Origin of the sequence: Pseudomonas sp. Sample_11, from assembly GCF_004307505.1 — a bacterium.
Taxonomy (GTDB): domain Bacteria; phylum Pseudomonadota; class Gammaproteobacteria; order Pseudomonadales; family Pseudomonadaceae; genus Aquipseudomonas; species Aquipseudomonas atacamensis.
Genome location: NZ_RCOD01000049.1, coordinates 107,710 through 128,994, shown reverse-complemented (window position 1 = coordinate 128,994; position 21,285 = coordinate 107,710). Strand labels below are relative to the sequence as shown.

Sequence of the window (21,285 nt, the reverse complement as noted above, 5' to 3'; positions counted from 1 at the left end):
ACTCCTCTGATTTGCTTAGTTGATTTCAATCATTTCGAAGTCCATTTTGCCGACGCCGCAGTCGGGGCACAGCCAGTCTGCCGGTACGTCTTCCCAGCGGGTGCCCGGCGCGATGCCGTCATCCGGCCAGCCCTCGGCTTCGTTATAGATCAGGCCACAGACGATACATTGCCACTTCTTCATTCAGGTACTTCCTCAGGGTTCAGGCGTAGTGCCGGCGCGGACGGTCGATGGGTGTTGCGCTGCCATCCTGCTCAGGGCGTTTTGTACTGAGGGTGCCGCGCAGATGCAAGCCTGTTCGGCGCAACGGCGGCCGGCGCCGCTCAATCCTGTCGCCCGCCATGTTAAGCTCGCCGCCTCATTTGCGGCCAATAATGACTCATTGTGCAACATTCAAATGCCTGCCCCGCCCCGCTCTGGCTGACCCAAGACCGCCTGACGCCCCGCCCCGATCCGTTGACCCTCGACTGGTTGTTCGACGAAGGCTCGCTGACCCGCCGTTTGACCCGTTTGTCCGAGGACGGCTTCAGCGTGTCGCCGCTGTTCGAAGGCTGGGACACCTTGCGCGCTGATGAATGCGCGGCACTGGAGCTGGCCGAGGGCAGCGAAGGCTGGGTGCGTGAGGTTTATTTGCGCGGCCACGGCGAGGCCTGGGTGTTTGCCCGCAGCGTTGCCTCGCGGGCGGCCCTGCAAGGTGATGGTTTGCACATGGATGAACTGGGCAGCCGCTCGCTGGGCGAATTGCTATTTTGTGATCGGGCATTTCAGCGCCGCGCCATTGAAGTCTGCCACTACCCTGAACAATGGTTGCCGCCAGCGGTGCAAGCCCCTGAATTGTGGGGCCGGCGTTCGCGTTTCGATCGTGGCGCGCTGAGTGTGCTGGTCGCGGAAATCTTCCTGCCGAGCCTGTGGGACGCCGCCCGCGCCCATCCGGAGAACTGCTGATGTATCAGAGCCTGCTCAAGTCCCTCAACCGTCTGAACCCGCGCGCCTGGGATTTCGTTCAGTTGACGCGCATGGACAAGCCGATCGGCATTTACCTGCTGCTGTGGCCGACGCTGTGGGCATTGTGGATTGCCGGCAAGGGCTCGCCGTCGCTGGCCAACGTGGTGATTTTTGTTCTTGGCGTAGTGCTGACCCGCGCCGGTGGTTGCGTGATCAACGACTGGGCCGACCGCAAGGTCGACGGCCATGTCAAACGCACCGCGCAACGGCCGCTCGCTGCTGGCCGCATCAGCTCGAAGGAAGCGCTGGTGTTCTTTGCCGTGCTGATGGGCATCAGTTTTCTGCTGGTGCTGTGCACCAATGCGCCGACGATCTGGCTGTCATTGGGCGGTCTGGCGCTGGCGTTCACTTATCCGTTCATGAAGCGCTACACGTACTACCCGCAAGTGGTGCTGGGTGCGGCGTTTTCCTGGGGCATGCCAATGGCCTTTACCGCCGAGACCGGAGAATTGCCGGCGGCGGCGTGGCTGCTGTGGATCGCCAACCTGCTGTGGACGGTGGGTTATGACACTTATTACGCAATGACCGATCGCGATGACGACCTGAAGATCGGCGTGAAATCCACGGCGATTCTGTTTGGCGAGGCGGATCGGGTGATCATCCTCAGCTTGCAGGCATTGTCGCTGGCCTGCCTGATTCTGGCCGGGTCGAAGTTCGAGCTGGGGATCTGGTTCCACCTCGGTTTGCTGGTGGCTGCCGGGTGTTATGCGTGGGAGTTCTGGTACACGCGCAGCAAGGACCGTATGCGTTGCTTCCAGGCCTTCTTGCACAACCATTGGGCAGGGTTGGCGATATTTGTCGGGATCGTGCTGGATTACGCACTGCGCTGACTGAAAAGATCGCAGCCTGCGGCAGCTCCTACAGGTCGTACACATTCCAGTGTAGGAGCTGCCGAAGGCTGCGATCTTTTGCGTTATTTGGCCTTGGCGACTTTCCAGGCGCCGTCCATTTTGCCGTCGCCGGTCATGTCGCCGGCCTTCTTGTCCATCACAAAGGTGTACAGCGGCATGCCCTGGTAGGCCCACTGCTTGCTGCCATCATCACGAGTGATTACCGTCCAGTCCCCCATCGACTTGTCATTCGCTGTCGCCATTAGCGGCGGCCAGTTTGCCGCGCACTTGTCATTGCACGCGGACTTGCCAGCGGAGTCCTTGGCAAAGGTGTACAGGGTCATGCCCTTTTGATCGGTGTACATGCCGTCCTTTTCCATCGCCGGATCGGCCGCCATGGCCAGCCCCGGCAATGTCAGGGCGGCAGCCATCAGCAGGGCTTTGAACGAAGCAGTCATCTGAGTCATGGAAACCTTCTTTTGTGGTTGTCAGGATTCGGACTTAGAGCTTAGTCGAGGATGGGTGCAAATGTTGCGCGCCTGAAATACTGTCACACGACTGCAATAATTCCGTTATCTAATGCGGCGCAAGACAGTTAAATGACAAGAGGACTAAGGCATGGTTGGCAGGAGCATTCTGATCGTCGACGACGAAGCGCCCATTCGCGAGATGATCGCCGTGGCGTTGGAAATGGCCGGCTATGACTGCCTCGAGGCAGAGAACTCGCAGCAGGCTCACGCCATCATTGTCGACCGCAAACCGGACCTGATCCTGCTCGACTGGATGCTGCCCGGCACCTCGGGCATCGAACTGGCCCGGCGCCTCAAGCGTGACGAGCTGACCGGGGACATCCCGATCATCATGCTCACCGCCAAGGGCGAGGAGGACAACAAGATCCAGGGCCTGGAAGTCGGCGCCGACGACTACATCACCAAACCGTTTTCCCCGCGTGAACTGGTCGCCCGCCTCAAGGCTGTGCTGCGCCGCGCCGGACCGACCGATGGCGAAGCGCCGATCGAAGTCGGCGGCCTGCTGCTCGACCCGATCAGCCATCGCGTGACCATCGACGGCAAACCCGCCGAGATGGGCCCGACCGAATACCGCCTGCTGCAATTCTTCATGACCCATCAGGAACGCGCCTACACCCGTGGCCAGTTGCTCGACCAGGTCTGGGGCGGCAACGTCTATGTCGAAGAGCGCACCGTCGACGTGCACATCCGCCGCCTGCGCAAGGCCCTCGGCGACGCTTACGAAAATCTGGTACAAACCGTGCGCGGCACCGGTTATCGGTTCTCCACAAAAGCGTAAAAGCAGCTGCAAGTTTCCAGCTACAAGCGGCAAGTGAAAGCCGCTCCGTTTTAGCTTGGAGCTTGCGGCTTGAAACTTGAAGCTGCGGCTAAGGACGCCTCTGTGAATCAAAACTGGCATGGCACCCTGATTCGCCACATGCTGTTGCTGGTCACCGCCTGCCTGGTGATCGGCCTGATCACCGGCTATTACGGCTGGAGCCTCGCGGCGGGTCTGGGGCTTTATCTGGCCTGGACGCTCAAGCAACTGCTGCGTCTGCACGAATGGCTGCGCCAGCATCAACCCGACGAAGCCCCGCCCGATGGCTATGGTCTGTGGGGCGAGGTGTTCGACAGCATCTATCACCTGCAACGCCGCGACCAACGGGTGCGCGGGCGTCTGCAAGCGGTGATCGACCGGGTGCAGGAATCCACCGCCGCGCTGAAAGATGCAGTCATCATGCTCGACAGCGACGGCAACCTCGAATGGTGGAACCGCGCCGCCGAAACCCTGCTCGGCCTGAAGACTCCGCAGGACAGCGGCCAACCGGTGACCAACCTGGTGCGCCATCCGCGCTTCAAGGAATACTTCGAGCAGGACAGCTTCGCCGAGCCATTGGAAATCCCTTCGCCGACCAACGATCGCGTGCGCATTCAGCTGTACCTGACCCGCTACGGCAACAATGAACACCTGATGCTGGTCCGCGACGTGACGCGCATTCATCAGCTGGAACAGATGCGCAAGGACTTCATCGCCAACGTCTCCCACGAACTGCGTACACCGCTGACGGTGATCTGCGGCTATCTGGAAACCCTGCTCGACAATGTCGAGGAAGTGAACCCGCGCTGGAGCCGAGCCCTGCAACAGATGCAGCAACAGGGCGGGCGCATGCAGACACTGCTCAACGACCTGTTGCTGCTGGCCAAGCTGGAAGCCACCGACTATCCGTCGGACAACCAGCCAGTGCAGATCGACACATTGCTGCAATCGATTACCAGCGATGCGCAGCAGTTGTCCGGGGCGAAGAACCAGCGCATCAGCCTCGAGGCCAATGCCGCAGTGCTGCTCAAGGGCAGCGAGGCCGAGCTGCGCAGTGCGTTTTCCAATCTGGTGTTCAACGCGGTCAAGTACACCCCGGCCGAGGGCAACATCCGCATTCGCTGGTGGGGCGACGATCAGGGCGCGCACCTGAGCGTGCAGGATTCCGGCATCGGCATCGACAGCAAACACTTGCCGCGCCTGACCGAACGTTTCTACCGCGTCGATTCCAGCCGCAACTCCAACACTGGCGGCACCGGCCTCGGCCTGGCCATCGTCAAGCACGTGCTGCTGCGCCACCGCGCGCGCATGGAGATCAGCAGCGTGCCCGGCCACGGCAGCACGTTCACCTGCCATTTCGCCCCGGCCCAGGTGGCCAGCGCACGGGCGATCAGCGCCGCCGAGTGATGCCGCCCGGCACACGCCACTAGGCAATCGCACGGTCAGCCGCTACATTGGCTGACTTGTGCCTGCCTTTCAGGCGCTGTTTCTCCCCACTTTCGAATCACACGGAACCCGCAAAACTCCATCATGGACCCTTCCCCTGGCTTGTCCCTCGCGACCATTTTTGCCGACTTCGGCATGATCCTTTTTGCTCTGATCCTGGTTTTGCTCAACGGCTTTTTCGTTGCGGCGGAATTCGCCATGGTCAAACTGCGCTCGACCCGGGTCGAGGCCATCGCTGAACAACACGGCTGGCGCGGGCACATCCTGCGCACCGTGCACAGTCAGCTCGATGCCTACCTGTCGGCGTGCCAGCTCGGCATCACCCTCGCCTCTCTCGGTCTGGGCTGGGTCGGTGAGCCGGCGTTCGCGCATATTCTCGAACCGCTGCTGAGCGCGGTCGGCGTCGAATCGCCCGAGATCATCAAAGGCGTGTCGTTCTTCACCGCGTTCTTCATCATTTCGTACCTGCACATCGTGGTCGGCGAGCTGGCGCCCAAGTCGTGGGCGATCCGCAAACCCGAGCTGCTGTCGCTGTGGACGGCGGTGCCGCTGTACCTGTTCTACTGGGCGATGTACCCGGCGATCTACCTGCTCAACGCCAGCGCCAACGCGATTCTGCGTATCGCCGGGCAAGGTGAACCCGGCCCGCACCATGAACACCATTACAGCCGCGAAGAACTGAAACTGATCCTGCACTCCAGCCGTGGCCAGGATCCGAGCGATCAGGGCATGCGCGTATTGGCCTCGGCCGTGGAAATGGGCGAGCTGGAAGTGGTCGACTGGGCCAACTCCCGCGAAGACCTGATCACCCTGGAATTCAACGCGCCGCTGAAGGAAATCCTGGCGATGTTCCGTCGCCACAAGTTCAGCCGTTATCCGGTGTACGACAGCGAGCGCCAGGAGTTCGTCGGCCTGCTGCACATCAAGGATCTGCTGCTGGAACTGGCCGCGCTGGACCACATTCCCGAGTCGTTCAACCTCGCCGAGCTGACCCGCCCGCTGGAGCGCGTATCGCGGCACATGCCGCTGTCGCAGCTGCTGGAGCAGTTCCGCAAGGGTGGCTCGCACTTCGCCGTGGTCGAGGAGGCTGACGGCAACATCATCGGCTACCTGACCATGGAAGACGTGCTGGAAGTGCTGGTCGGCGATATTCAGGACGAACACCGCAAGGCTGAGCGCGGCATCCTCGCCTATCAGCCGGGCAAGTTGCTGGTGCGTGGCGATACGCCGTTGTTCAAGGTCGAGCGTCTGCTCGGCATCGATCTTGATCACATCGAAGCGGAAACCCTCGCCGGGCTGGTTTACGAAACCCTGAAACGGGTGCCGGAAGAGGAAGAAGTGCTGGAAGTCGAAGGCCTGCGCATCATCATCAAGAAGATGAAAGGGCCGAAGATTGTCCTGGCCAAGGTGTTGATGCTGGATTGATGGGAGTTTGGGGGGCTCTTGTGGTTGCAATATTTGGGGCCGCTTCGCGGCCCAACGGGGATAAATCCCCTCGCCACAAAAACCCTCAACACCCTATCGCGCCTACTGCTTGCCCAACGCAAAGTTGGGCAACGCCCCCAGCGGCTGGTTGAACTGATAGGGAATCGACACCAGCCCTTCGCCGGTATTGCGCTGCACCACGAAATGCAGGTGCGGGCCGCTGCTGTTGCCGGTGTTGCCCGACAGCGCCAGCGGGCTGCCGACCTTGACCCGCTGGCCTTCGCGCACGCTCACCGAACCTTGTTTCAAATGCAGGTACACGCCCATGGTGCCGTCGTCGTGCAGCACTCGGACGAAATTGCCGGAGGCATCGGTACCGCGCCCGCTCTGGGAGTTCTCGGTCTTGACTACCACACCCGCTCGCGCGGCGATGATCGGCGTGCCCACCGGCATGGCAATGTCCATGGCGTAGCGGTTTTTCGGCCCGTAGTGGCTGTATTGGCCGTTGGCGCCCTGGCTCAGGCGAAACGGCCCGCCACGCCAGGGCAGCGGATAGCGATAGCTCTGCGCGGTGCCTGCGGGGTCGCCCAGCGAATACTGGAACTGCGGCGAATACACCAGCGGCTGGTCACGACTGATCGCCGTCAGCAGCGCCAGCCGCGTGTTGCTGCGCGGTGGCAGCACACGACGGATCGCTCGCGACGGCGCGCCACGCACATTGCTCGTGCCGATGAAGGCAAGGGCAACCTCGACCGGCGCGTACAGATCGTTGCGCGCAAATACCACATCAACGCCCTTCTGCTTCTTGATGTCCAGGTACACCTGGCGGTCGAGGCGCTCGACCATGCGGTCCTGAAACACGAACACTTTCGCGCCTTTGCTTGGGCGGTCGCTGTACGAGACCACGCCGTTGGCGTCGGTGGATTTGTAGATGGTCATGGCCATCGCCAGCTGGGAGGCCAGGCAGAGACCGCAGAAAAACAGCAGGCGCGCGAGCATGGGCAAAAGTCTGTCGAAGGAAGGCCTGGGAATCAGCCTAGCAGCTGAGACAGACCAGGCTAGTCGACAGATGTTTCAAATTGGCCAGCACACAAAGCAAAAGATCGCAGCCTTCGGCAGCTCCTACATGAGAATGCGTTCCCCTGTAGGAGCTGCCGAAGGCTGCGATCTTTTTGGGCCGCTGCGGTTACGCGCCGGGTACGAAGTGCTTCTGCGCAGTGCCCCGGGCGATCAGGCGCGAGATGTAGTCGAGCTTTTGCGCATCCTGGTCGACAAAGCGGAAGGTCAGTTGCAGCCAGTCGCTGTCAGCTTTTTGCTCGTGGGCGACGATGGCGTGCAGATAACCGTTGAGCCGCGCGATCTCGGCGTTGTCGCCCTGCTCCAGATCGAGCACGGCGCTGTCGAGGATCTGCGGCAGGGTTTCAGTGCGCTTTACTACCAGCAGCGCTTCCTTGATGCTCAGGGCCTTGATCACGCATTGCTGAGTACCGCTCGGCAGGCGCAACTGGCCCTGACCACGACCGCCCACCGGCGCCTTGGATGCACCGGGCGCCTGAACTGGCGGGCTGTTGAGCAAACCGCGCGACGGTGCAGCGGCTGGAGCGGGGGCAGCAGCGGCAGGCCTGGCCGCAGCGCCGCCGACCACGGCCGGCTTGCCGCCGGTCAGTGCGCTCAGGGAATCGTTGCCGAATGCCGAATTCATTTTGGTCGGCGCGCTGTTCATCAAGGTGTCGAGCTTGCCGACCTTGTTCAGTGCCTGCTTGACCTTGGTCAGCAGCTGCTCGTTGGTGAACGGCTTGCTGACGTAGCCGGATACGCCGGCCTGAATCGCCTGCACGACGTTTTCCTTGTCACCACGGCTGGTGACCATGACGAACGGCATGGTCTTGAGGTTGTCCTGCTCGCGGCACCAGGTCAGCAGTTCGAGGCCGGACATTTCCGGCATTTCCCAGTCGCACAGCACCAGGTCGAAAGCCTCTTTGGCCAGCATCGCCTGGGCCTTTTTGCCGTTGATGGCGTCCTCGGTGCGGATCCCCGGGAAGTAATTACGCAGGCACTTTTTCACCAGGTCACGAATGAACGAAGCATCGTCCACGACCAACACACTGATCTTGCTCATCCAACACCCCTATTAAAATCCCGGCAAGCATAACGCTGGCTGATGGCACATTGCCAAAACTCTTCAGTCACGCCGGGACTTTTCGTTCGCGGGTGCTGCTTTTGATACGAATCCGCTTCTGAAAAGCAGAAACAAAAACGCCCGGCCAGAGGGCCGGGCGCTTTTCTCAGGCAATCTTACTTATCGTCAGCTTCGCCCGGAACATTAGCGGTTTCAGCGCTTGTGCCTTCAACTTCTTCTTTCATGCGCTTGAGGCCCATGTGGCGCACGTCGGTGCCGCGCACCAGGTAGATCACCAGTTCGGAGATGTTGCGCGCATGATCGCCGATGCGCTCCAGTGAACGCAGGACCCAGATGATGCTCAGCACGCGCGAGATAGAGCGCGGGTCTTCCATCATGTAGGTGGCCAGCTCACGCAGGGCGGTTTTGTATTCGCGGTCGATGATCTTGTCGTACTGCGCCACCGACAAGGCCAGATCGGCGTCGAAACGGGCGAAGGCGTCCAGCGCATCGCGCACCATGTTGCGAACCTGGTCGCCAATGTGACGAACCTCGACGTAACCGCGCGGCGCTTCGCCTTCTTCGCACAACTGGATGGCACGACGGGCGATCTTGGTGGCTTCGTCGCCGATACGCTCAAGGTCGATCACCGACTTGGAAATGCTGATGATCAAACGCAGGTCGGAGGCTGCCGGCTGACGACGGGCGAGAATGCGCAGGCATTCTTCGTCGATGTTGCGTTCCATCTGGTTGATCTGGTCGTCGATCTCACGCACCTGCTGAGCCAGGCCGGAATCGGCCTCGATCAGCGCCGTGACCGCGTCGTTGACCTGCTTCTCGACCAGCCCGCCCATGGCAAGGAGGTGGCTGCGCACTTCCTCCAGTTCAGCGTTGAACTGCGCGGAAATGTGATGGGTAAGGCCTTCTTTGGAAATCATTGTTCGCTCCGCGAAAGTTGCAAGCTTCAAGCTGCAAGCTTCAAGCAGTTATGTGTAAGTCCTGATATCGCACCAATTCTTTCTTGCCGCTTGAAGCTTGCGGCTTGCAGCTGCCCCAATCAGCCATAGCGACCGGTGATGTAGTCTTCGGTCTGCTTCTTCGCCGGATTGGTGAACAGGGTATCGGTGTCGCCGAATTCCACCAGTTTGCCCATGTACATGAACGCGGTGTAGTCGGACACCCGTGCCGCCTGTTGCATGTTGTGGGTAACGATGACGATGGTGAACTTGGACTTCAGCTCGTAGATCAGCTCTTCGACTTTCAGCGTCGAGATCGGGTCGAGAGCCGAGCACGGTTCGTCGAGCAGCAGCACTTCCGGCTCAACCGCGATGGTGCGCGCGATCACCAGACGCTGCTGCTGACCACCGGACAGGCCTAGCGCCGAGTCGTGCAGGCGGTCTTTGACCTCGTCCCACAGTGCTGCGCCTTTCAACGCCCACTCAACGGCCTCGTCGAGGATACGCTTCTTGTTGATGCCCTGGATGCGCAGGCCATAGACCACGTTTTCGTAGATGGTCTTCGGGAACGGGTTGGGCTTCTGGAATACCATGCCGACGCGACGACGCAGTTCGGCAACGTCTTCGCCCTTGCGATAGATGTTGTTGCCGTACAGGTTGATCGCGCCCTCGACACGGCAGCCGTCGACCAGATCGTTCATCCGGTTGAAGGTACGCAGCAGCGTCGACTTACCGCAGCCCGACGGGCCGATGAACGCGGTCACGCGCTGTTTCGGGATGTTCATGCTGACGTCGAACAGTGCCTGTTTCTCGCCGTAGTACAGGCTCAGGCCCGGCACTTCGATGGCAACGGTTTCCTGCGCCAGGTCCAGGCTCTGCTTGTCGCGGCCCAGGGCAGACATGTTGATGCCGTGGCTGTGTGTTTCGTGCTGCATGGGGTTCTCACTCCGTTCGTAGCTGCAAGCTTCTGGCTGCAAGCTGCAAGTTTGAGCAAAAGCGGCTTGTAGCTTGCCGCTTGTGGCTAATGGCTTTAGCTATCCAGTGCTTTGTATTTTTCGCGCAGGTGGTTGCGGATATACACCGCCGACAGGTTCAGCGTCGCGATCACCAGCACCAGCAGCAGCGCGGTGGCGTACACCAGCGGGCGGGCTGCTTCGACGTTGGGGCTCTGGAAGCCGACGTCATAGATGTGGAAGCCCAGGTGCATGATCTTCTGGTCCAGGTGCAGGTACGGGTAGTTGCCGTCCACCGGCAGCGACGGCGCCAGTTTCACCACACCCACCAGCATCAGCGGCGCCACTTCACCGGCGGCGCGGGCCACGGCGAGGATCATCCCGGTCATCATGGCCGGGCTGGCCATCGGGATAACGATTTTCCACAGCGTTTCCGCTTTGGTCGCACCGAGAGCCAACGAACCTTCACGCACAGTGCGGGGAATCCGCGCCAGACCTTCTTCGGTCGCCACGATCACCACCGGCACGGCCAGCAGCGCGAGGGTCAGCGAAGCCCAGAGCAGGCCCGGCGTACCGAACGTCGGCGCCGGCAGAGCTTCAGGGAAGAACAAGCGGTCGACCGAGCCACCCAGCACGTAAACGAAGAAGCCCAGACCGAACACGCCGTAAACGATCGCCGGTACGCCGGCGAGGTTGTTCACCGCAATGCGAATGACCCGGGTCAGGGTGTTCTGCTTGGCGTATTCGCGCAGGTACACCGCTGCCAGCACGCCGAACGGGGTCACGATCATCGCCATGATCAGGGTCATCATCACGGTGCCGAAAATCGCCGGGAAGATCCCGCCTTCGGTGTTCGCTTCACGCGGGTCGTCGGAGAGGAATTCCCAGATCTTGCTGAAGTAGAAACCAACCTTGGTCAAGGTGCTCATGCCGTTTGGCTGGTAGGCATGCACGACTTTGCCCAGACCGATTTCGATTTCCTTGCCGTTGGCGTCACGGGCGGTCAAGGCGTCGCGGTTGAACTGTGCATGCAAATCAGACAGACGTGCTTCGATATCTTTGTAGCGAGCGTCCAGCTCGGCGCGCTCGGATTCCATGTCCGCTTGTGCGGTGGCGTCGAGTTTGCCTTCCAGCTCCAGTTTGCGCCCGTGCAGACGGATTCGCTCGAGGCCGGCGTTGATCGCGCCGATGTCGGTTTTTTCCAGCGTCTTCAGCTGAGCAGCAAGATCGTTCACCCGATCGATGCGCGCTTGCAGTTCGGGCCATGCGGCCTCGCCTTCGGCGATGACCTTGCCATCCTGTTTGACGTTGACCAGGTAGCCGTAGAAGTTGCCCCACTCGCGACGCTCGATCGCCATCAATTCTGGCGGTGTGGTCTGCTTGGTCAGCCACTCGCCGACGATCCACGTGAAGTCGTTGCCGTTCAGGTCACGGTTGCCGACCTTGATCAGCTCGCGGGTCATGAATTCCGGACCTTCGTCAGGCACCGGCAGGCCGGCGCTCTTCAGACGCGCGCGCGGCACTTCTTCTTTCTGCACCACTTCGCCGATCACCAGGTGATTGGCCTGGCCCGGTACGTCGTAATGGGCGTGGATCAGGTCCGCCGGCCAGAAGTGACCGAGACCGCGCACGGCAATCACCGCCAACAGGCCAATGGTCATGATGACCGCGATGGACACCGCGCCACCGCTGATCCAGACGCCCGGGGCGCCGCTCTTGAACCATCCTTTCAGGGAGTTCTGTTTCACAGACTTCTACCTTTGCTTAAAGCGACGAGTATTTCTTGCGCAGACGCTGACGAATCAGTTCTGCCAGGGTGTTCATGACGAAGGTGAACAGCAGCAGCACCAGCGCCGAGAGGAACAGCACGCGGTAGTGGCTGCCACCGACCTCCGACTCGGGCATTTCCACCGCGACGTTGGCGGCCAGGGTGCGCAGGCCTTCGAACAGGTTCATCTCCATCACCGGGGTGTTGCCGGTGGCCATCAGCACGATCATGGTTTCGCCGACCGCACGGCCCATGCCGATCATCAGCGCCGAAAAAATCCCCGGGCTGGCGGTCAGGATCACCACGCGGGTCATGGTCTGCCATGGCGTGGCACCCAGGGCCAGCGAACCCAGGGTCAGGCCGCGCGGCACACTGAACACGGCGTCTTCGGCGATCGAGTAGATGTTCGGGATCACCGCGAAACCCATGGCCAGACCGACCACCAGAGCGTTGCGCTGGTCGTAGGTGATGCCCAGGTCGTGGGAGATCCACATGCGCATGTCGCCACCGAAGAACCAGTTCTCCATGAACGGACTCATGTACAGCGACAGCCAGCCCACAAACAGGATCACCGGAATCAGCAGCGCACTTTCCCAACCGTCCGGGACTTTCAGGCGGATCGATTCAGGCAGGCGGCTGAAGGTGAAGCCGGCGACCAGAATGCCGATCGGCAGCAACATCAGCAGGCTGAAGATGCCCGGCAGATGGCCTTCTACGTACGGCGCGAGGAACAGGCCGGCGAAGAAACCGAGGATCACCGTCGGCATCGCTTCCATCAGTTCGATCACCGGTTTGACCTTGCGGCGCATGCCCGGGGCCATGAAGTACGCGGTGTAGATCGCCGCAGCGACGGCCAGTGGTGCGGCCAGCAGCATGGCGTAGAACGCGGCCTTCAGAGTGCCGAAGGTCAGTGGCGAGAGGCTCAGTTTCGGTTCGAAATCGGTGTTGGCGGCGGTCGATTGCCAGACGTATTTAGGCTCGTCGTAGTTCTCGTACCAGACCTTGCTCCACAGCGCGCTCCACGATACTTCCGGATGCGGATTGTCGAGCAGCAACGGCTGCAGCTTGCCGCCGGCTTCGACGATCACTCGGTTGGCGCGCGGCGACAGACCGAACAGGCCCTGGCCTTCAACCACCTGATCGACCAGCAACGTGCGGTGTGCAGTGCTGTGGAACACGCCGAGCTTGCCGCTGGCATCAAGGGCGAGGAAGCCTTTGCGGCGCTCTTCGGCAGCGATTTCAACGATCGGCGTGGTGCCCATCTGGAAGGTGCGGATCTGCTTCAGACGCTGCTCGCCATCGGTATCGCGGGCCATGAACCACTGGGCCAGACCGCCCTTGGAATCGCCGACGATCAGCGAGATACCGCCGACCAGCTGCGCGGTGGCGGTGACTTGGGCGTCGGCATTTTCCAGCAGTTTGTAGCGCCCGTTGAGGCTCTTGTCGCGCAGGCTGAACACGTCGGCCTGAGCTCGCCCGTTGACCACGTACAGCCACTGCTGGCGCGGGTCGACGAAGATGTTTTTCACCGGCTCGGTCATCTGCGGCAGATCGATGCGCGTCTGCTCGTTGGTGACTTCGCCGGTCATCATGTTTTCTTCGCTGGTCAGCGAAAGCACGTTGAGTTGCGAGCCAGTGGAGCCGACCAGCATCAGCGTCGAGTCGGTGGCATTGAGGCTGACATGCTCCAGCGCGCCGCCGCTTTCGTTCAGCGCGATCGGTGCCTCGCCATAGGGATATTCGATGGCCGGGCTGATGGTTTTCTTGCCATCGGGGTAGCTGACTTTATAGGTATGACGGAACACCAGCGCCTGACCGTTGGACAGACCCACGGCCACCAGCGGATGACCCGGCTGGTCTTCGCCAATAGACGTCACGGTAGCGCCCGCAGGCAGCGGCAGATCGACACGCCTCAATTCAACGCCACTGTCGAGATCGAAGAACAGCGCCTGGCCCTTGTCGGATACACGCATGGCCACCTGATTCTGCTCTTCGAGCGAGATCATCAGCGGCTTGCCCGCGTCCTGCATCCAGGCCGGGGTGATCGAGTCTTTCGCGGTCAGGTCGGCGCCTTGAAACAACGGCGCTACAACGTAAGCGAGGAAGAAGAAGATCAGGGTGATGGCCGCGAGCACCGCCAGGCCGCCAACGAGGACGTACCAACGGGTGAAGCGATCCTTGAGCGCGCGGATGCGGCGCTTGCGTTGCAGCTCAGGCGTATTGAAATCAATGCGCTTGGGAGGGGAAGACGTAGTCATTGGGGAATTGGCCAGATCATTCATGCGCACACCCTAGCGATCCTGTATGACAGAAAGATGACAGTGCAGTGACGCAGCAAATCCGCCAGCCGGAAGTCCGGCAGCGGAGTCGAAAATTTGGTGGTTGCAGGAGCGCGTCTGCTCGCCAAGGCGTCGGGTCAGTCACATCGATAGAGCATGTGATCACCCCTTCGCGAGCAGGCTCGCTCCCACAGGAGTCCGGCTTCAGGCCGGCCTCAGGGTGTTACTTCTTGGCGACAGCGCCGCCTTCCTGCAGACCGAGGTCAGCCAGTGCCTTGGCGGCAACCTTGGCTGGCAGCGGGATGTAGCCGTCTTTCACTACCACTTCCTGGCCCTGCTTCGACAGCACCAGTTTCACGAACTCGGCTTCCAGCGGGGCCAGAGGCTTGTTCGGGGCTTTGTTGACGTAAACGTAGAGGAAGCGCGACAGCGGATACTTGCCGTTCAGGGCGTTTTCTTCGGTGTCTTCGATGAACTCGCCGCCTTCTTTCTTGGCCAGGGCGACGGTTTTCACGCTGGCGGTCTTGTAGCCGATGCCCGAGTAGCCGACGCCGTTAAGCGAGCTGCTGATCGACTGCACCACCGACGCCGAACCTGGTTGTTCGTTGACGTTAGGCTTGTAGTCGCCTTTGCACAGGGCTTCTTCCTTGAAGTAGCCGTAGGTGCCGGACACCGAGTTACGACCGAACAGCTGGACTGGCTTGTTGGCCAGGTCACCGGTCACGCCCAGGTCGCCCCAGGTCTTGACGTCAGCTTTGGCACCGCACAGGCGCGTCGAGGAGAAGATCGCATCGACCTGAGCCATGGTCAGGTGCTTGATCGGGTTGTCCTTGTGCACGAACACCGCCAGGGCATCGACGGCAACCGGGATTGCGGTCGGCTTGTAGCCGTACTTCTGTTCGAAAGCCTGCAGCTCGTTGTCCTTCATCTTGCGGCTCATCGGGCCCAGGTTGGCGGTGCCTTCGGTGAGTGCAGGTGGCGCGGTGGAAGAACCGGCAGCCTGAATCTGGATGTTGACGTTCGGGTATTCTTTTTTGTAGTTCTCAGCCCACAGGGTCATGAGGTTGGCCAGGGTATCGGAACCGACGCTGGACAGGTTGCCCGACACACCAGTGGTCTTGGTGTAGCTCGGGATAGCAGGGTCAACAGCGGCGAACGCGTTGGCAGTCGCAACGCCAGCAGCGACAAAAGTCATTGCCGCCATCAAACGCTTCAGTTTCATGCCTTACTCCTAGCAGATAGGGTGTGTTAAGTCGGGGCCAAGTATCAGCAGGCCATGTGAACACTCTATGGCTGAAATATGACAATTGGATGAAAGGCCAGCATCGGGTTTTGCTGGATGAACAGATCGTTCCCACGCTCTGCGTGGGAACGCCGCCATGGACGCTCTGCGTCCGCATTTGAGACGTGACGCGGAGCGTCACAGGATGCATTCCCACGCGGAGCGTGGGAACGATCAGGCGGGAGAGAAAATCAACGCCCCTTCTTCCAGAGCCACGCCCCGACCAGAATCCCCATCCCGCACAGCACTGCCACATAGTAGGCAGGCCCCATCGCGCTTTCCTTCAGCAGCAGGCTCACCACCATCGGCGTCAAGCCACCGAAGATCGCGTACGCGACGTTGTACGAGAACGACAAGCCACTGAAGCGAACCACCGGCGGGAACGCCTTGACCATCACGTACGGCACCGCGCCGATGGTGCCGACCAGCAAACCGGTCAATGCGTACAGCGGGAACAGCCAGTCCGGGTGGTCGGCGAGGCTGTGGTAGAAGGTCCAGGAGCTGATCAGCAGGCCCAGGCAACCGAACACGAATACACGGCCGGCGCCAAAACGATCGGCCAGCGCGCCGGCGCCAATGCAGCCAAGGCTGAGGAAGACGATGGCCAGGCTGTTGGCTTGCAGCGCCGTGGTCGGCGAGAAGTGGTAGACCGTTTGCAGCACGGTCGGGGTCATCAGGATCACTACGACGACGCCGGCCGACAGCAGCCAGGTCAGCAGCATCGAGATGGCGATGGCGCCGCGATGATCACGCAGCACCGCGCGCAACGGCACTTCTTCGGCCAGTGCCTTGCGCAATTGCAGTTCGGCGAACACCGGAGTTTCGTGCAGCCAGCGACGCAGGTATACCGAGAACAGGCCGAACACGCCGCCGAGCAGGAACGGGATCCGCCAGGCGTAATCCGACACTTCGGCTGGCGTATAAATGCTGTTGATCGCCGTGGCGACCAGCGAGCCGAGGAGGATGCCGGCAGTCAGGCCACTGGTGAGCGTGCCGCAGGCATAACCGATGTGCTTTTGCGGTACGTGTTCGGAAACGAAGACCCACGCTCCCGGCACCTCGCCGCCAATCGCCGCGCCCTGGATCACCCGCATCAGCAGCAACAGGATCGGCGCCCAGATGCCGATCTGCGCGTAGGTCGGCAGCAGGCCCATGATCAGCGTCGGCACGGCCATCATGAAAATGCTCAGGGTGAACATTTTCTTGCGTCCCAGCAGGTCACCGAAATGCGCCATGACGATGCCGCCCAAAGGACGCGCCAGATAGCCGGCGGCGAAGATGCCGAAGGTCTGCATCAAGCGCAGCCACTCGGGCATGTCGGCCGGGAAGAACAGCTTGCCGACGACGGTGGCGAAGAAGACGAAGATGATGAAATCGTAGAACTCCAGCGCCCCGCCGAGGGCGGACAGCGACAGAGTCTTGTAGTCATTGCGGGTCAACGGTCGTGCGGGTTGCTCGGGCTGCGCGAGGCTCGAAGGCGCTGTGGTCATGGCAAGGGCTTCTCTTATAGTCGAATCTGTCGCCACAACAACGCTGGCGGTGGCTCGGACAGGTTCGGCACCATAGCAAATTGTTCGAAAAAGCACATAGAGGCGCGTAATTGACGGTCGAAATCAGAACCGGGTGGTCGTCGCGGGGTCTATCGACCGATATACTCGCCACCTGCGCAGGATTTGTAAGAGGTTGCTGTGCGAAAACGTTGTTGGCCCGTCCTTTGCTCGGGATTTAGCCTTTTTCGCAGAGTTTCCCTTTAGGCGCCTGATGGAAAACGTGACGAACGCAGTGTGTTCGGTGTTGAATCGTTTTTCTTGAAGACGGCTACCACCCGCAATACCCACGAAGAGTCACGGGTCAGAGGCCCCTCGGCATGATAGAGCTCGAACAAGAAGATCCGATCCCACAGGGCGACCTGGCCCTGCAAATCACCGCACTTCCCCGCGAAACCAACGGCTTTGGCGATATTTTCGGCGGCTGGCTGGTCGCGCAGATGGATCTGGCCGGCACTGCCATGGCCAGCCGGGTGGCCGGCGGCCGCGTTGCCACTGTCGCCATCGACCGCATGGCGTTCCTCGTCCCGGTCGCGGTCGGCGCGCAGTTGTCCTTTTATACCCAGACCCTGGAAATCGGCCGCAGCTCGATCCAGATGATGGTCGAAGTGTGGAGCGATGACCCACTGTCCAGCGAATGGCGCAAGGTCACCGAAGCGGTTTTCGTTTTCGTCGCCATCGACGGCAGCGGTCGCACCCGTTCGGTGCCGCCACGCGCGCGTTAAACCTCGCGGCCGTTTTGCGGTCGATAGTCGTCCCCAGTGTCTGATCGAGAGTTGCCCATGAACACGCCCAACGTTGAAGCCGTGAAACAGGATGAACTGAACTGCTGGCGCATCCGCCACGGCAAGGCCGAAGTGCTGGTGGCCCAGCAAGGCGCGCACATCCTCAGTTATCAGATCGACGGCCAGCCGCCGATCATCTGGCTCAACGACAAGGCCGAGTTCAAGACCGGCAAGAGCATCCGCGCCGGCGTGCCGGTGTGCTGGCCGTGGTTCGGCAAATTCGAACGCAATCCGAGCAGCGTGCAGGCCATGTACACCGGCGAGCAACCGGCCTCCGCGCACGGTCTGGTGCGGGCGATGGATTGGCAGTTGGGCAACATCGAATCAGAGGCTGACGGCATCAAGGTCGAATTCAAGCTGCCCTACCCGGAAGGTGGCCTGCCGGGCTGGCCCCACGAGGTCGATCTGACCCTGACCCTGCATCTGGCGGATCAACTGCACTACAGCCTGACCAGCCATAACCGTGGTAATGACACCGTCACGCTGAGTCAGGCGCTGCACACCTATTTCGCCGTGAGTGACGTGCGCAATGTGCATGTCGACGGCGTGGCCGGGCTGAATTATATCGAGACCCTGGATGACTGGAACACGGCCAGCCAGAGCGGCGATCTGCATTTCGCCGGCGAGACCGACCGCATCTACCTCGACGTTCCGCCGCAATTGAGCATCGTTGATCCGACGTGGGAACGACGCATCGTGCTGACCTCTACCGGCTCGCGCACTGCGGTGATCTGGAACCCATGGATCGACCGCGCCGCCGCCCTGCCGGACATGGACAACGATGGCTGGCAGCGCATGCTGTGCATCGAAACGGCGAATGTGATGGATGATCTGGTGACCCTGGCGCCGGGTGCGCGCCATACGATGGGTGTCAGCGTGGCCAGCAAACCGCTTTAAGATCAAAAGATCGCAGCCTTCGGCAGCTCCTACATTTGGAATGCATTTTCCCTCTAGGAGCTGCCGAAGGCTGCGATCTTTTGCTTTAAAGGTCAGCCTCCTGCACCACCCGCACTTTCTCCGCCTCCAGCGCATACGCCGCATCCGCCAGGTCATTGCTGACCTTCTCGATTTTCAGCGTGCCGGTCACCCACAGCGGTGTGTAGATATCGTCCAGCTTCAAACCCTTCGGATATCGCACCAGCACCAATTGATTGGGCGGCGGTGGCGGTACGTGGATGCAGGCGCCCGGATACGGCACGAGGAAGAACAACGTGCTGCGGCCCTTGGCATCGGACTCCAGCGGCACCGGGTAACCACCGATGCGGATGTGTTTGCCATTCATCGACGCCACGGTTTTCGTCGAATACATCACCGCCGGCAGACCTTTGGCCTGCTTCATCCCGCCCTTCTCGGTGAAGGTGCCGGTGGCTTCGGGGGAGTTGTGGTCGATTTCCGGCATGGCCTCGAGGGCCTTTTGATCCGACTTGGGCATCAGTTCCAGCCAGTCGGTTTCCGGCAGTTCGCCGGCGTGGGCGAGATAGCTGCCCAGCAAGAGGAGAGTCAACAGAAGACGGCGCATGAAGGTGCTCGGCAGGCAAAGGAATGGACGGTGAGTCGCCGCGCATTCTAGCCCTCCCGGCCGCGCTGGCCGAGAGGGCTTTGTCGCTTTCGATCAGTTCTTTTTGATCAGACCGTAGATCACCAGCAACACGACAGCGCCGACCAGTGCGCCGAGGAAACCCGCGCCCTCGCCCGCCTGATAGATGCCCAGAGCCTGGCCGCCGTAGGTGGCTGCCAGCGAACCGCCGATACCGAGCAGGATGGTCATGATCCAGCCCATGCTGTCATCGCCCGGTTTCAGGAACCGAGCCAGCAGGCCGACGATCAAGCCGATAAAGATGGTTCCGATAATTCCCATGGCATTTCCCTCTGATTTGGAAGATATGCGAAAGACTAGCCAGTGTTTCGCATCCTGCCATGAGAGAACGGCGGCCCCTGAATGGTTCCGCCGCGGCCACATGAAACTGGTTTACTCGGCGATCAGCGCTTGGACCTTGATGATCTGCGCCTGCAGCGTGGCCATGTCGGCGCAGCGCAGGTTGGCATGGCCGACCTTGCGTCCGGCCTTGAAAGCTTTGCCGTAGTGATGCAGATGGCAGTCTTCGATGGCGATGACTTTTTCCACCGGCGGCACTACGCCGATGAAGTTGAGCATCGCGCTCTCGCCGACCTTGGCGGTCGAACCCAGCGGCAGGCCGGCCACGGCACGCAGGTGGTTTTCGAACTGGCTGCACTCGGCACCTTCGGTGGTCCAGTGCCCGGAGTTGTGCACGCGCGGGGCGATTTCGTTGGCTTTCAGGCCACCGTCGACTTCGAAGAACTCGAAAGCCATCACGCCGACGTAGTCGAGGTGCTTGAGCACACGGCTGGAATAATCTTCGGCCAGCGCCTGCAACGGGTGATCGGTGCTGGCCACCGACAGCTTGAGGATGCCGCTGTCGTGGGTGTTGTGCACCAGTGGATAGAACTTCGTTTCACCATCGCGGGCACGCACGGCGATCAGCGACACTTCGCCGGTGAATGGCACGAAGCCTTCCAGCAGGCAGGCAACGCTGCCCAGTTCGGCGAACGTACCGGCAACATCTTCCGGCTTGCGCAGGACTTTCTGGCCCTTGCCGTCATAACCCAGGGTGCGGGTTTTCAGCACGGCCGGCAGACCGATGGAAGCGACGGCGGCGTCCAGGTCGGCTTGCGACTGGATGTCGGCGAAGGCCGGGGTCGGAATGCCGAGGTCCTTGAACATGCTCTTTTCGAACCAGCGATCACGAGCGATGCGCAAGGCTTCGGCGCTCGGGTAGACCGGCACGAATTGCGAAAGAAACGCCACGGTTTCAGCCGGGACGCTTTCGAATTCGAAGGTCACCAGATCGACTTCATCGGCCAGTTGGCGCAGATGATCCTGATCGCCGTAATCGGCCCGCAGGTGTTCGCCCAGCGCGGCCGCACAGGCGTCCGGCGCAGGGTCGAGAAAAGCGAAGTTCATCCCCAGCGGAGTGCCCGCCAGGGCCAACATGCGACCCAACTGGCCGCCACCGATTACACCGATCTTCATCTCAACAACCTCAGGCAATACGTGGGTCTGGATTGTCCAGGACGCTGTCTGTCTGCTCGGCACGGAAGGTTTTCAGTACCGCGTGAAATTGCGGGTGCTTGGCGCCGAGGATGCTCGCCGAGAGCAGGGCGGCGTTGATCGCGCCAGCCTTGCCGATGGCCAGGGTGGCAACCGGAATGCCGGCCGGCATCTGCACGATCGACAGCAGCGAATCGACGCCCGAGAGCATGGCCGACTGCACCGGCACGCCCAGCACCGGCAGGTGGGTCTTGGCCGCACACATGCCTGGCAGGTGGGCTGCGCCACCGGCACCGGCGATGATCACCTCGATGCCGCGGCTTTCAGCCTCTTCGGCGTACTGGAACAGCAGATCCGGGGTGCGGTGGGCGGAAACCACCTTGACCTCGTACGGGATGCCGAGCTTTTCCAGCATATCGGCGGTGTGGCTAAGGGTGGACCAATCGGACTTGGAGCCCATGATCACGCCAACCAGTGCACTCATCGTCGCGCCT

Annotated in this window: 21 protein-coding genes; 7 read left to right on the top strand and 14 right to left on the bottom strand. The window is 61.2% G+C overall.

Annotated features, from left to right (window positions below; genetic code table 11):
* Positions 1-15 precede the first annotated feature (15 nt).
* Positions 16-183 carry a rubredoxin gene (locus D8U60_RS13280; RefSeq protein WP_053148867.1) on the bottom strand — a complete coding sequence of 56 codons (168 nt, stop codon included), beginning with the start codon at positions 181-183 and terminating at the stop codon, positions 16-18.
* Positions 184-384: 201 nt separating this feature from the next.
* On the opposite strand from D8U60_RS13280, the gene D8U60_RS13275 reads away from it, so the two are divergent.
* Positions 385-945: a chorismate lyase gene (locus tag D8U60_RS13275; RefSeq protein ID WP_122612777.1), complete on the top strand. Its 561-nt coding sequence runs from the start codon at positions 385-387 to the stop codon at positions 943-945.
* On the top strand, positions 945-1,835 hold the full coding sequence (gene ubiA / locus D8U60_RS13270; RefSeq protein WP_024014831.1) for a 4-hydroxybenzoate octaprenyltransferase: 891 nt from the start codon (positions 945-947) through the stop codon (positions 1,833-1,835). The genes D8U60_RS13275 and ubiA overlap by 1 nt, the downstream gene beginning before the upstream one ends.
* A gap of 83 nt (positions 1,836-1,918) precedes the next feature.
* On the opposite strand, the gene D8U60_RS13265 is transcribed toward ubiA, so the two are convergent.
* Positions 1,919-2,302: a hypothetical protein gene (locus D8U60_RS13265; RefSeq protein ID WP_071172081.1), complete on the bottom strand. Its 384-nt coding sequence runs from the start codon at positions 2,300-2,302 to the stop codon at positions 1,919-1,921.
* Between the two features lie 151 nt (positions 2,303-2,453).
* Between D8U60_RS13265 and phoB the strand changes: the two genes are divergently transcribed.
* The 3 genes from phoB (at position 2,454) to D8U60_RS13250 (ending at position 6,032) form a co-directional block, all read left to right on the top strand.
* Positions 2,454-3,143 carry a phosphate regulon transcriptional regulator PhoB gene (gene phoB / locus D8U60_RS13260; protein ID WP_007896474.1) on the top strand — a complete coding sequence of 230 codons (690 nt, stop codon included), beginning with the start codon at positions 2,454-2,456 and terminating at the stop codon, positions 3,141-3,143.
* 138 nt (positions 3,144-3,281) lie between these two features.
* Complete coding sequence (gene phoR, locus D8U60_RS13255; protein ID WP_241149644.1) at positions 3,282-4,568, top strand: phosphate regulon sensor histidine kinase PhoR; 1,287 nt, start codon at positions 3,282-3,284, stop codon at positions 4,566-4,568.
* Positions 4,569-4,691: 123 nt separating this feature from the next.
* Positions 4,692-6,032, top strand: a complete 1,341-nt coding sequence (locus D8U60_RS13250; RefSeq protein ID WP_110644534.1) for a hemolysin family protein — start codon at positions 4,692-4,694, stop codon at positions 6,030-6,032.
* Positions 6,033-6,134: 102 nt separating this feature from the next.
* On the opposite strand, the gene D8U60_RS13245 is transcribed toward D8U60_RS13250, so the two are convergent.
* The 8 genes from D8U60_RS13245 to D8U60_RS13210 all read right to left on the bottom strand — a co-directional run bounded on the left by D8U60_RS13245 (position 6,135) and on the right by D8U60_RS13210 (position 16,879).
* Positions 6,135-7,031: a M23 family metallopeptidase gene (locus D8U60_RS13245; RefSeq protein WP_016772485.1), complete on the bottom strand. Its 897-nt coding sequence runs from the start codon at positions 7,029-7,031 to the stop codon at positions 6,135-6,137.
* A 187-nt stretch (positions 7,032-7,218) separates the two neighbouring features.
* On the bottom strand, positions 7,219-8,151 hold the full coding sequence (locus tag D8U60_RS13240) for a response regulator (protein WP_041476598.1): 933 nt from the start codon (positions 8,149-8,151) through the stop codon (positions 7,219-7,221).
* A 176-nt stretch (positions 8,152-8,327) separates the two neighbouring features.
* Positions 8,328-9,089: a phosphate signaling complex protein PhoU gene (gene phoU / locus D8U60_RS13235; protein WP_016772483.1), complete on the bottom strand. Its 762-nt coding sequence runs from the start codon at positions 9,087-9,089 to the stop codon at positions 8,328-8,330.
* Positions 9,090-9,208: 119 nt separating this feature from the next.
* On the bottom strand, positions 9,209-10,042 hold the full coding sequence (pstB, locus tag D8U60_RS13230) for a phosphate ABC transporter ATP-binding protein PstB (RefSeq protein WP_016772482.1): 834 nt from the start codon (positions 10,040-10,042) through the stop codon (positions 9,209-9,211).
* A 95-nt stretch (positions 10,043-10,137) separates the two neighbouring features.
* Entirely contained in the window at positions 10,138-11,808 is a 1,671-nt protein-coding gene (gene pstA / locus D8U60_RS13225) for a phosphate ABC transporter permease PstA (protein WP_016772481.1), read from the bottom strand.
* 16 nt (positions 11,809-11,824) lie between these two features.
* Positions 11,825-13,858: an ABC transporter permease subunit gene (locus tag D8U60_RS13220; protein WP_177435468.1), complete on the bottom strand. Its 2,034-nt coding sequence runs from the start codon at positions 13,856-13,858 to the stop codon at positions 11,825-11,827.
* 472 nt (positions 13,859-14,330) lie between these two features.
* The gene (locus tag D8U60_RS13215) at positions 14,331-15,329 is read right to left on the bottom strand and encodes a phosphate ABC transporter substrate-binding protein PstS (protein ID WP_016772480.1); all 999 of its coding nucleotides are present in this window, start codon (positions 15,327-15,329) and stop codon (positions 14,331-14,333) included.
* 251 nt (positions 15,330-15,580) lie between these two features.
* A complete protein-coding gene (locus D8U60_RS13210) occupies positions 15,581-16,879 on the bottom strand; it encodes an MFS transporter (RefSeq protein ID WP_016772479.1) in 1,299 nt (432 codons plus the stop codon).
* A gap of 377 nt (positions 16,880-17,256) precedes the next feature.
* Here D8U60_RS13210 and D8U60_RS13205 point away from each other — a divergent pair, with 377 nt between their 5' ends.
* Positions 17,257-17,661 carry an acyl-CoA thioesterase gene (locus D8U60_RS13205; RefSeq protein ID WP_003229628.1) on the top strand — a complete coding sequence of 135 codons (405 nt, stop codon included), beginning with the start codon at positions 17,257-17,259 and terminating at the stop codon, positions 17,659-17,661.
* Positions 17,662-17,718: 57 nt separating this feature from the next.
* The gene (locus D8U60_RS13200) at positions 17,719-18,618 is read left to right on the top strand and encodes a D-hexose-6-phosphate mutarotase (RefSeq protein ID WP_130900271.1); all 900 of its coding nucleotides are present in this window, start codon (positions 17,719-17,721) and stop codon (positions 18,616-18,618) included.
* An 85-nt stretch (positions 18,619-18,703) separates the two neighbouring features.
* Here D8U60_RS13200 and D8U60_RS13195 read toward each other — a convergent pair whose 3' ends face one another.
* From D8U60_RS13195 to purE, 4 genes are all read right to left on the bottom strand, one after another.
* A complete protein-coding gene (locus D8U60_RS13195; protein WP_130900270.1) occupies positions 18,704-19,240 on the bottom strand; it encodes a DUF3299 domain-containing protein in 537 nt (178 codons plus the stop codon).
* A 93-nt stretch (positions 19,241-19,333) separates the two neighbouring features.
* A complete protein-coding gene (locus D8U60_RS13190) occupies positions 19,334-19,579 on the bottom strand; it encodes a GlsB/YeaQ/YmgE family stress response membrane protein (RefSeq protein WP_016772475.1) in 246 nt (81 codons plus the stop codon).
* Between the two features lie 111 nt (positions 19,580-19,690).
* Positions 19,691-20,773, bottom strand: a complete 1,083-nt coding sequence (locus D8U60_RS13185) for a 5-(carboxyamino)imidazole ribonucleotide synthase (RefSeq protein WP_073470876.1) — start codon at positions 20,771-20,773, stop codon at positions 19,691-19,693.
* Between the two features lie 10 nt (positions 20,774-20,783).
* The gene (purE, locus tag D8U60_RS13180) at positions 20,784-21,275 is read right to left on the bottom strand and encodes a 5-(carboxyamino)imidazole ribonucleotide mutase (protein ID WP_007920220.1); all 492 of its coding nucleotides are present in this window, start codon (positions 21,273-21,275) and stop codon (positions 20,784-20,786) included.
* Positions 21,276-21,285: the final 10 nt, after the last annotated feature.

Excerpts from the sequence above, each read along its gene's own strand:
- D8U60_RS13280 (WP_053148867.1), bottom strand. The coding sequence starts at position 183 with ATGAAGAAGTGGCAATGTATCGTCTGTGGCCTGATCTATAACGAAGCC.
- ubiA (WP_024014831.1), top strand. The coding sequence starts at position 945 with ATGTATCAGAGCCTGCTCAAGTCCCTCAACCGTCTGAACCCGCGCGCC.
- D8U60_RS13265 (WP_071172081.1), bottom strand. The coding sequence starts at position 2,302 with ATGACTCAGATGACTGCTTCGTTCAAAGCCCTGCTGATGGCTGCCGCC.
- phoB (WP_007896474.1), top strand. The coding sequence starts at position 2,454 with ATGGTTGGCAGGAGCATTCTGATCGTCGACGACGAAGCGCCCATTCGC.
- phoR (WP_241149644.1), top strand. The coding sequence starts at position 3,282 with ATGCTGTTGCTGGTCACCGCCTGCCTGGTGATCGGCCTGATCACCGGC.
- D8U60_RS13250 (WP_110644534.1), top strand. The coding sequence starts at position 4,692 with ATGGACCCTTCCCCTGGCTTGTCCCTCGCGACCATTTTTGCCGACTTC.
- D8U60_RS13245 (WP_016772485.1), bottom strand. The coding sequence starts at position 7,031 with ATGCTCGCGCGCCTGCTGTTTTTCTGCGGTCTCTGCCTGGCCTCCCAG.
- D8U60_RS13240 (WP_041476598.1), bottom strand. The coding sequence starts at position 8,151 with ATGAGCAAGATCAGTGTGTTGGTCGTGGACGATGCTTCGTTCATTCGT.
- phoU (WP_016772483.1), bottom strand. The coding sequence starts at position 9,089 with ATGATTTCCAAAGAAGGCCTTACCCATCACATTTCCGCGCAGTTCAAC.
- pstB (WP_016772482.1), bottom strand. The coding sequence starts at position 10,042 with ATGCAGCACGAAACACACAGCCACGGCATCAACATGTCTGCCCTGGGC.
- D8U60_RS13220 (WP_177435468.1), bottom strand. The coding sequence starts at position 13,858 with ATGCAGGACGCGGGCAAGCCGCTGATGATCTCGCTCGAAGAGCAGAAT.
- D8U60_RS13215 (WP_016772480.1), bottom strand. The coding sequence starts at position 15,329 with ATGAAACTGAAGCGTTTGATGGCGGCAATGACTTTTGTCGCTGCTGGC.
- D8U60_RS13210 (WP_016772479.1), bottom strand. The coding sequence starts at position 16,879 with ATGACCACAGCGCCTTCGAGCCTCGCGCAGCCCGAGCAACCCGCACGA.
- D8U60_RS13205 (WP_003229628.1), top strand. The coding sequence starts at position 17,257 with ATGATAGAGCTCGAACAAGAAGATCCGATCCCACAGGGCGACCTGGCC.
- D8U60_RS13200 (WP_130900271.1), top strand. The coding sequence starts at position 17,719 with ATGAACACGCCCAACGTTGAAGCCGTGAAACAGGATGAACTGAACTGC.
- D8U60_RS13195 (WP_130900270.1), bottom strand. The coding sequence starts at position 19,240 with ATGCGCCGTCTTCTGTTGACTCTCCTCTTGCTGGGCAGCTATCTCGCC.
- D8U60_RS13190 (WP_016772475.1), bottom strand. The coding sequence starts at position 19,579 with ATGGGAATTATCGGAACCATCTTTATCGGCTTGATCGTCGGCCTGCTG.
- D8U60_RS13185 (WP_073470876.1), bottom strand. The coding sequence starts at position 20,773 with ATGAAGATCGGTGTAATCGGTGGCGGCCAGTTGGGTCGCATGTTGGCC.
- purE (WP_007920220.1), bottom strand. The coding sequence starts at position 21,275 with ATGAGTGCACTGGTTGGCGTGATCATGGGCTCCAAGTCCGATTGGTCC.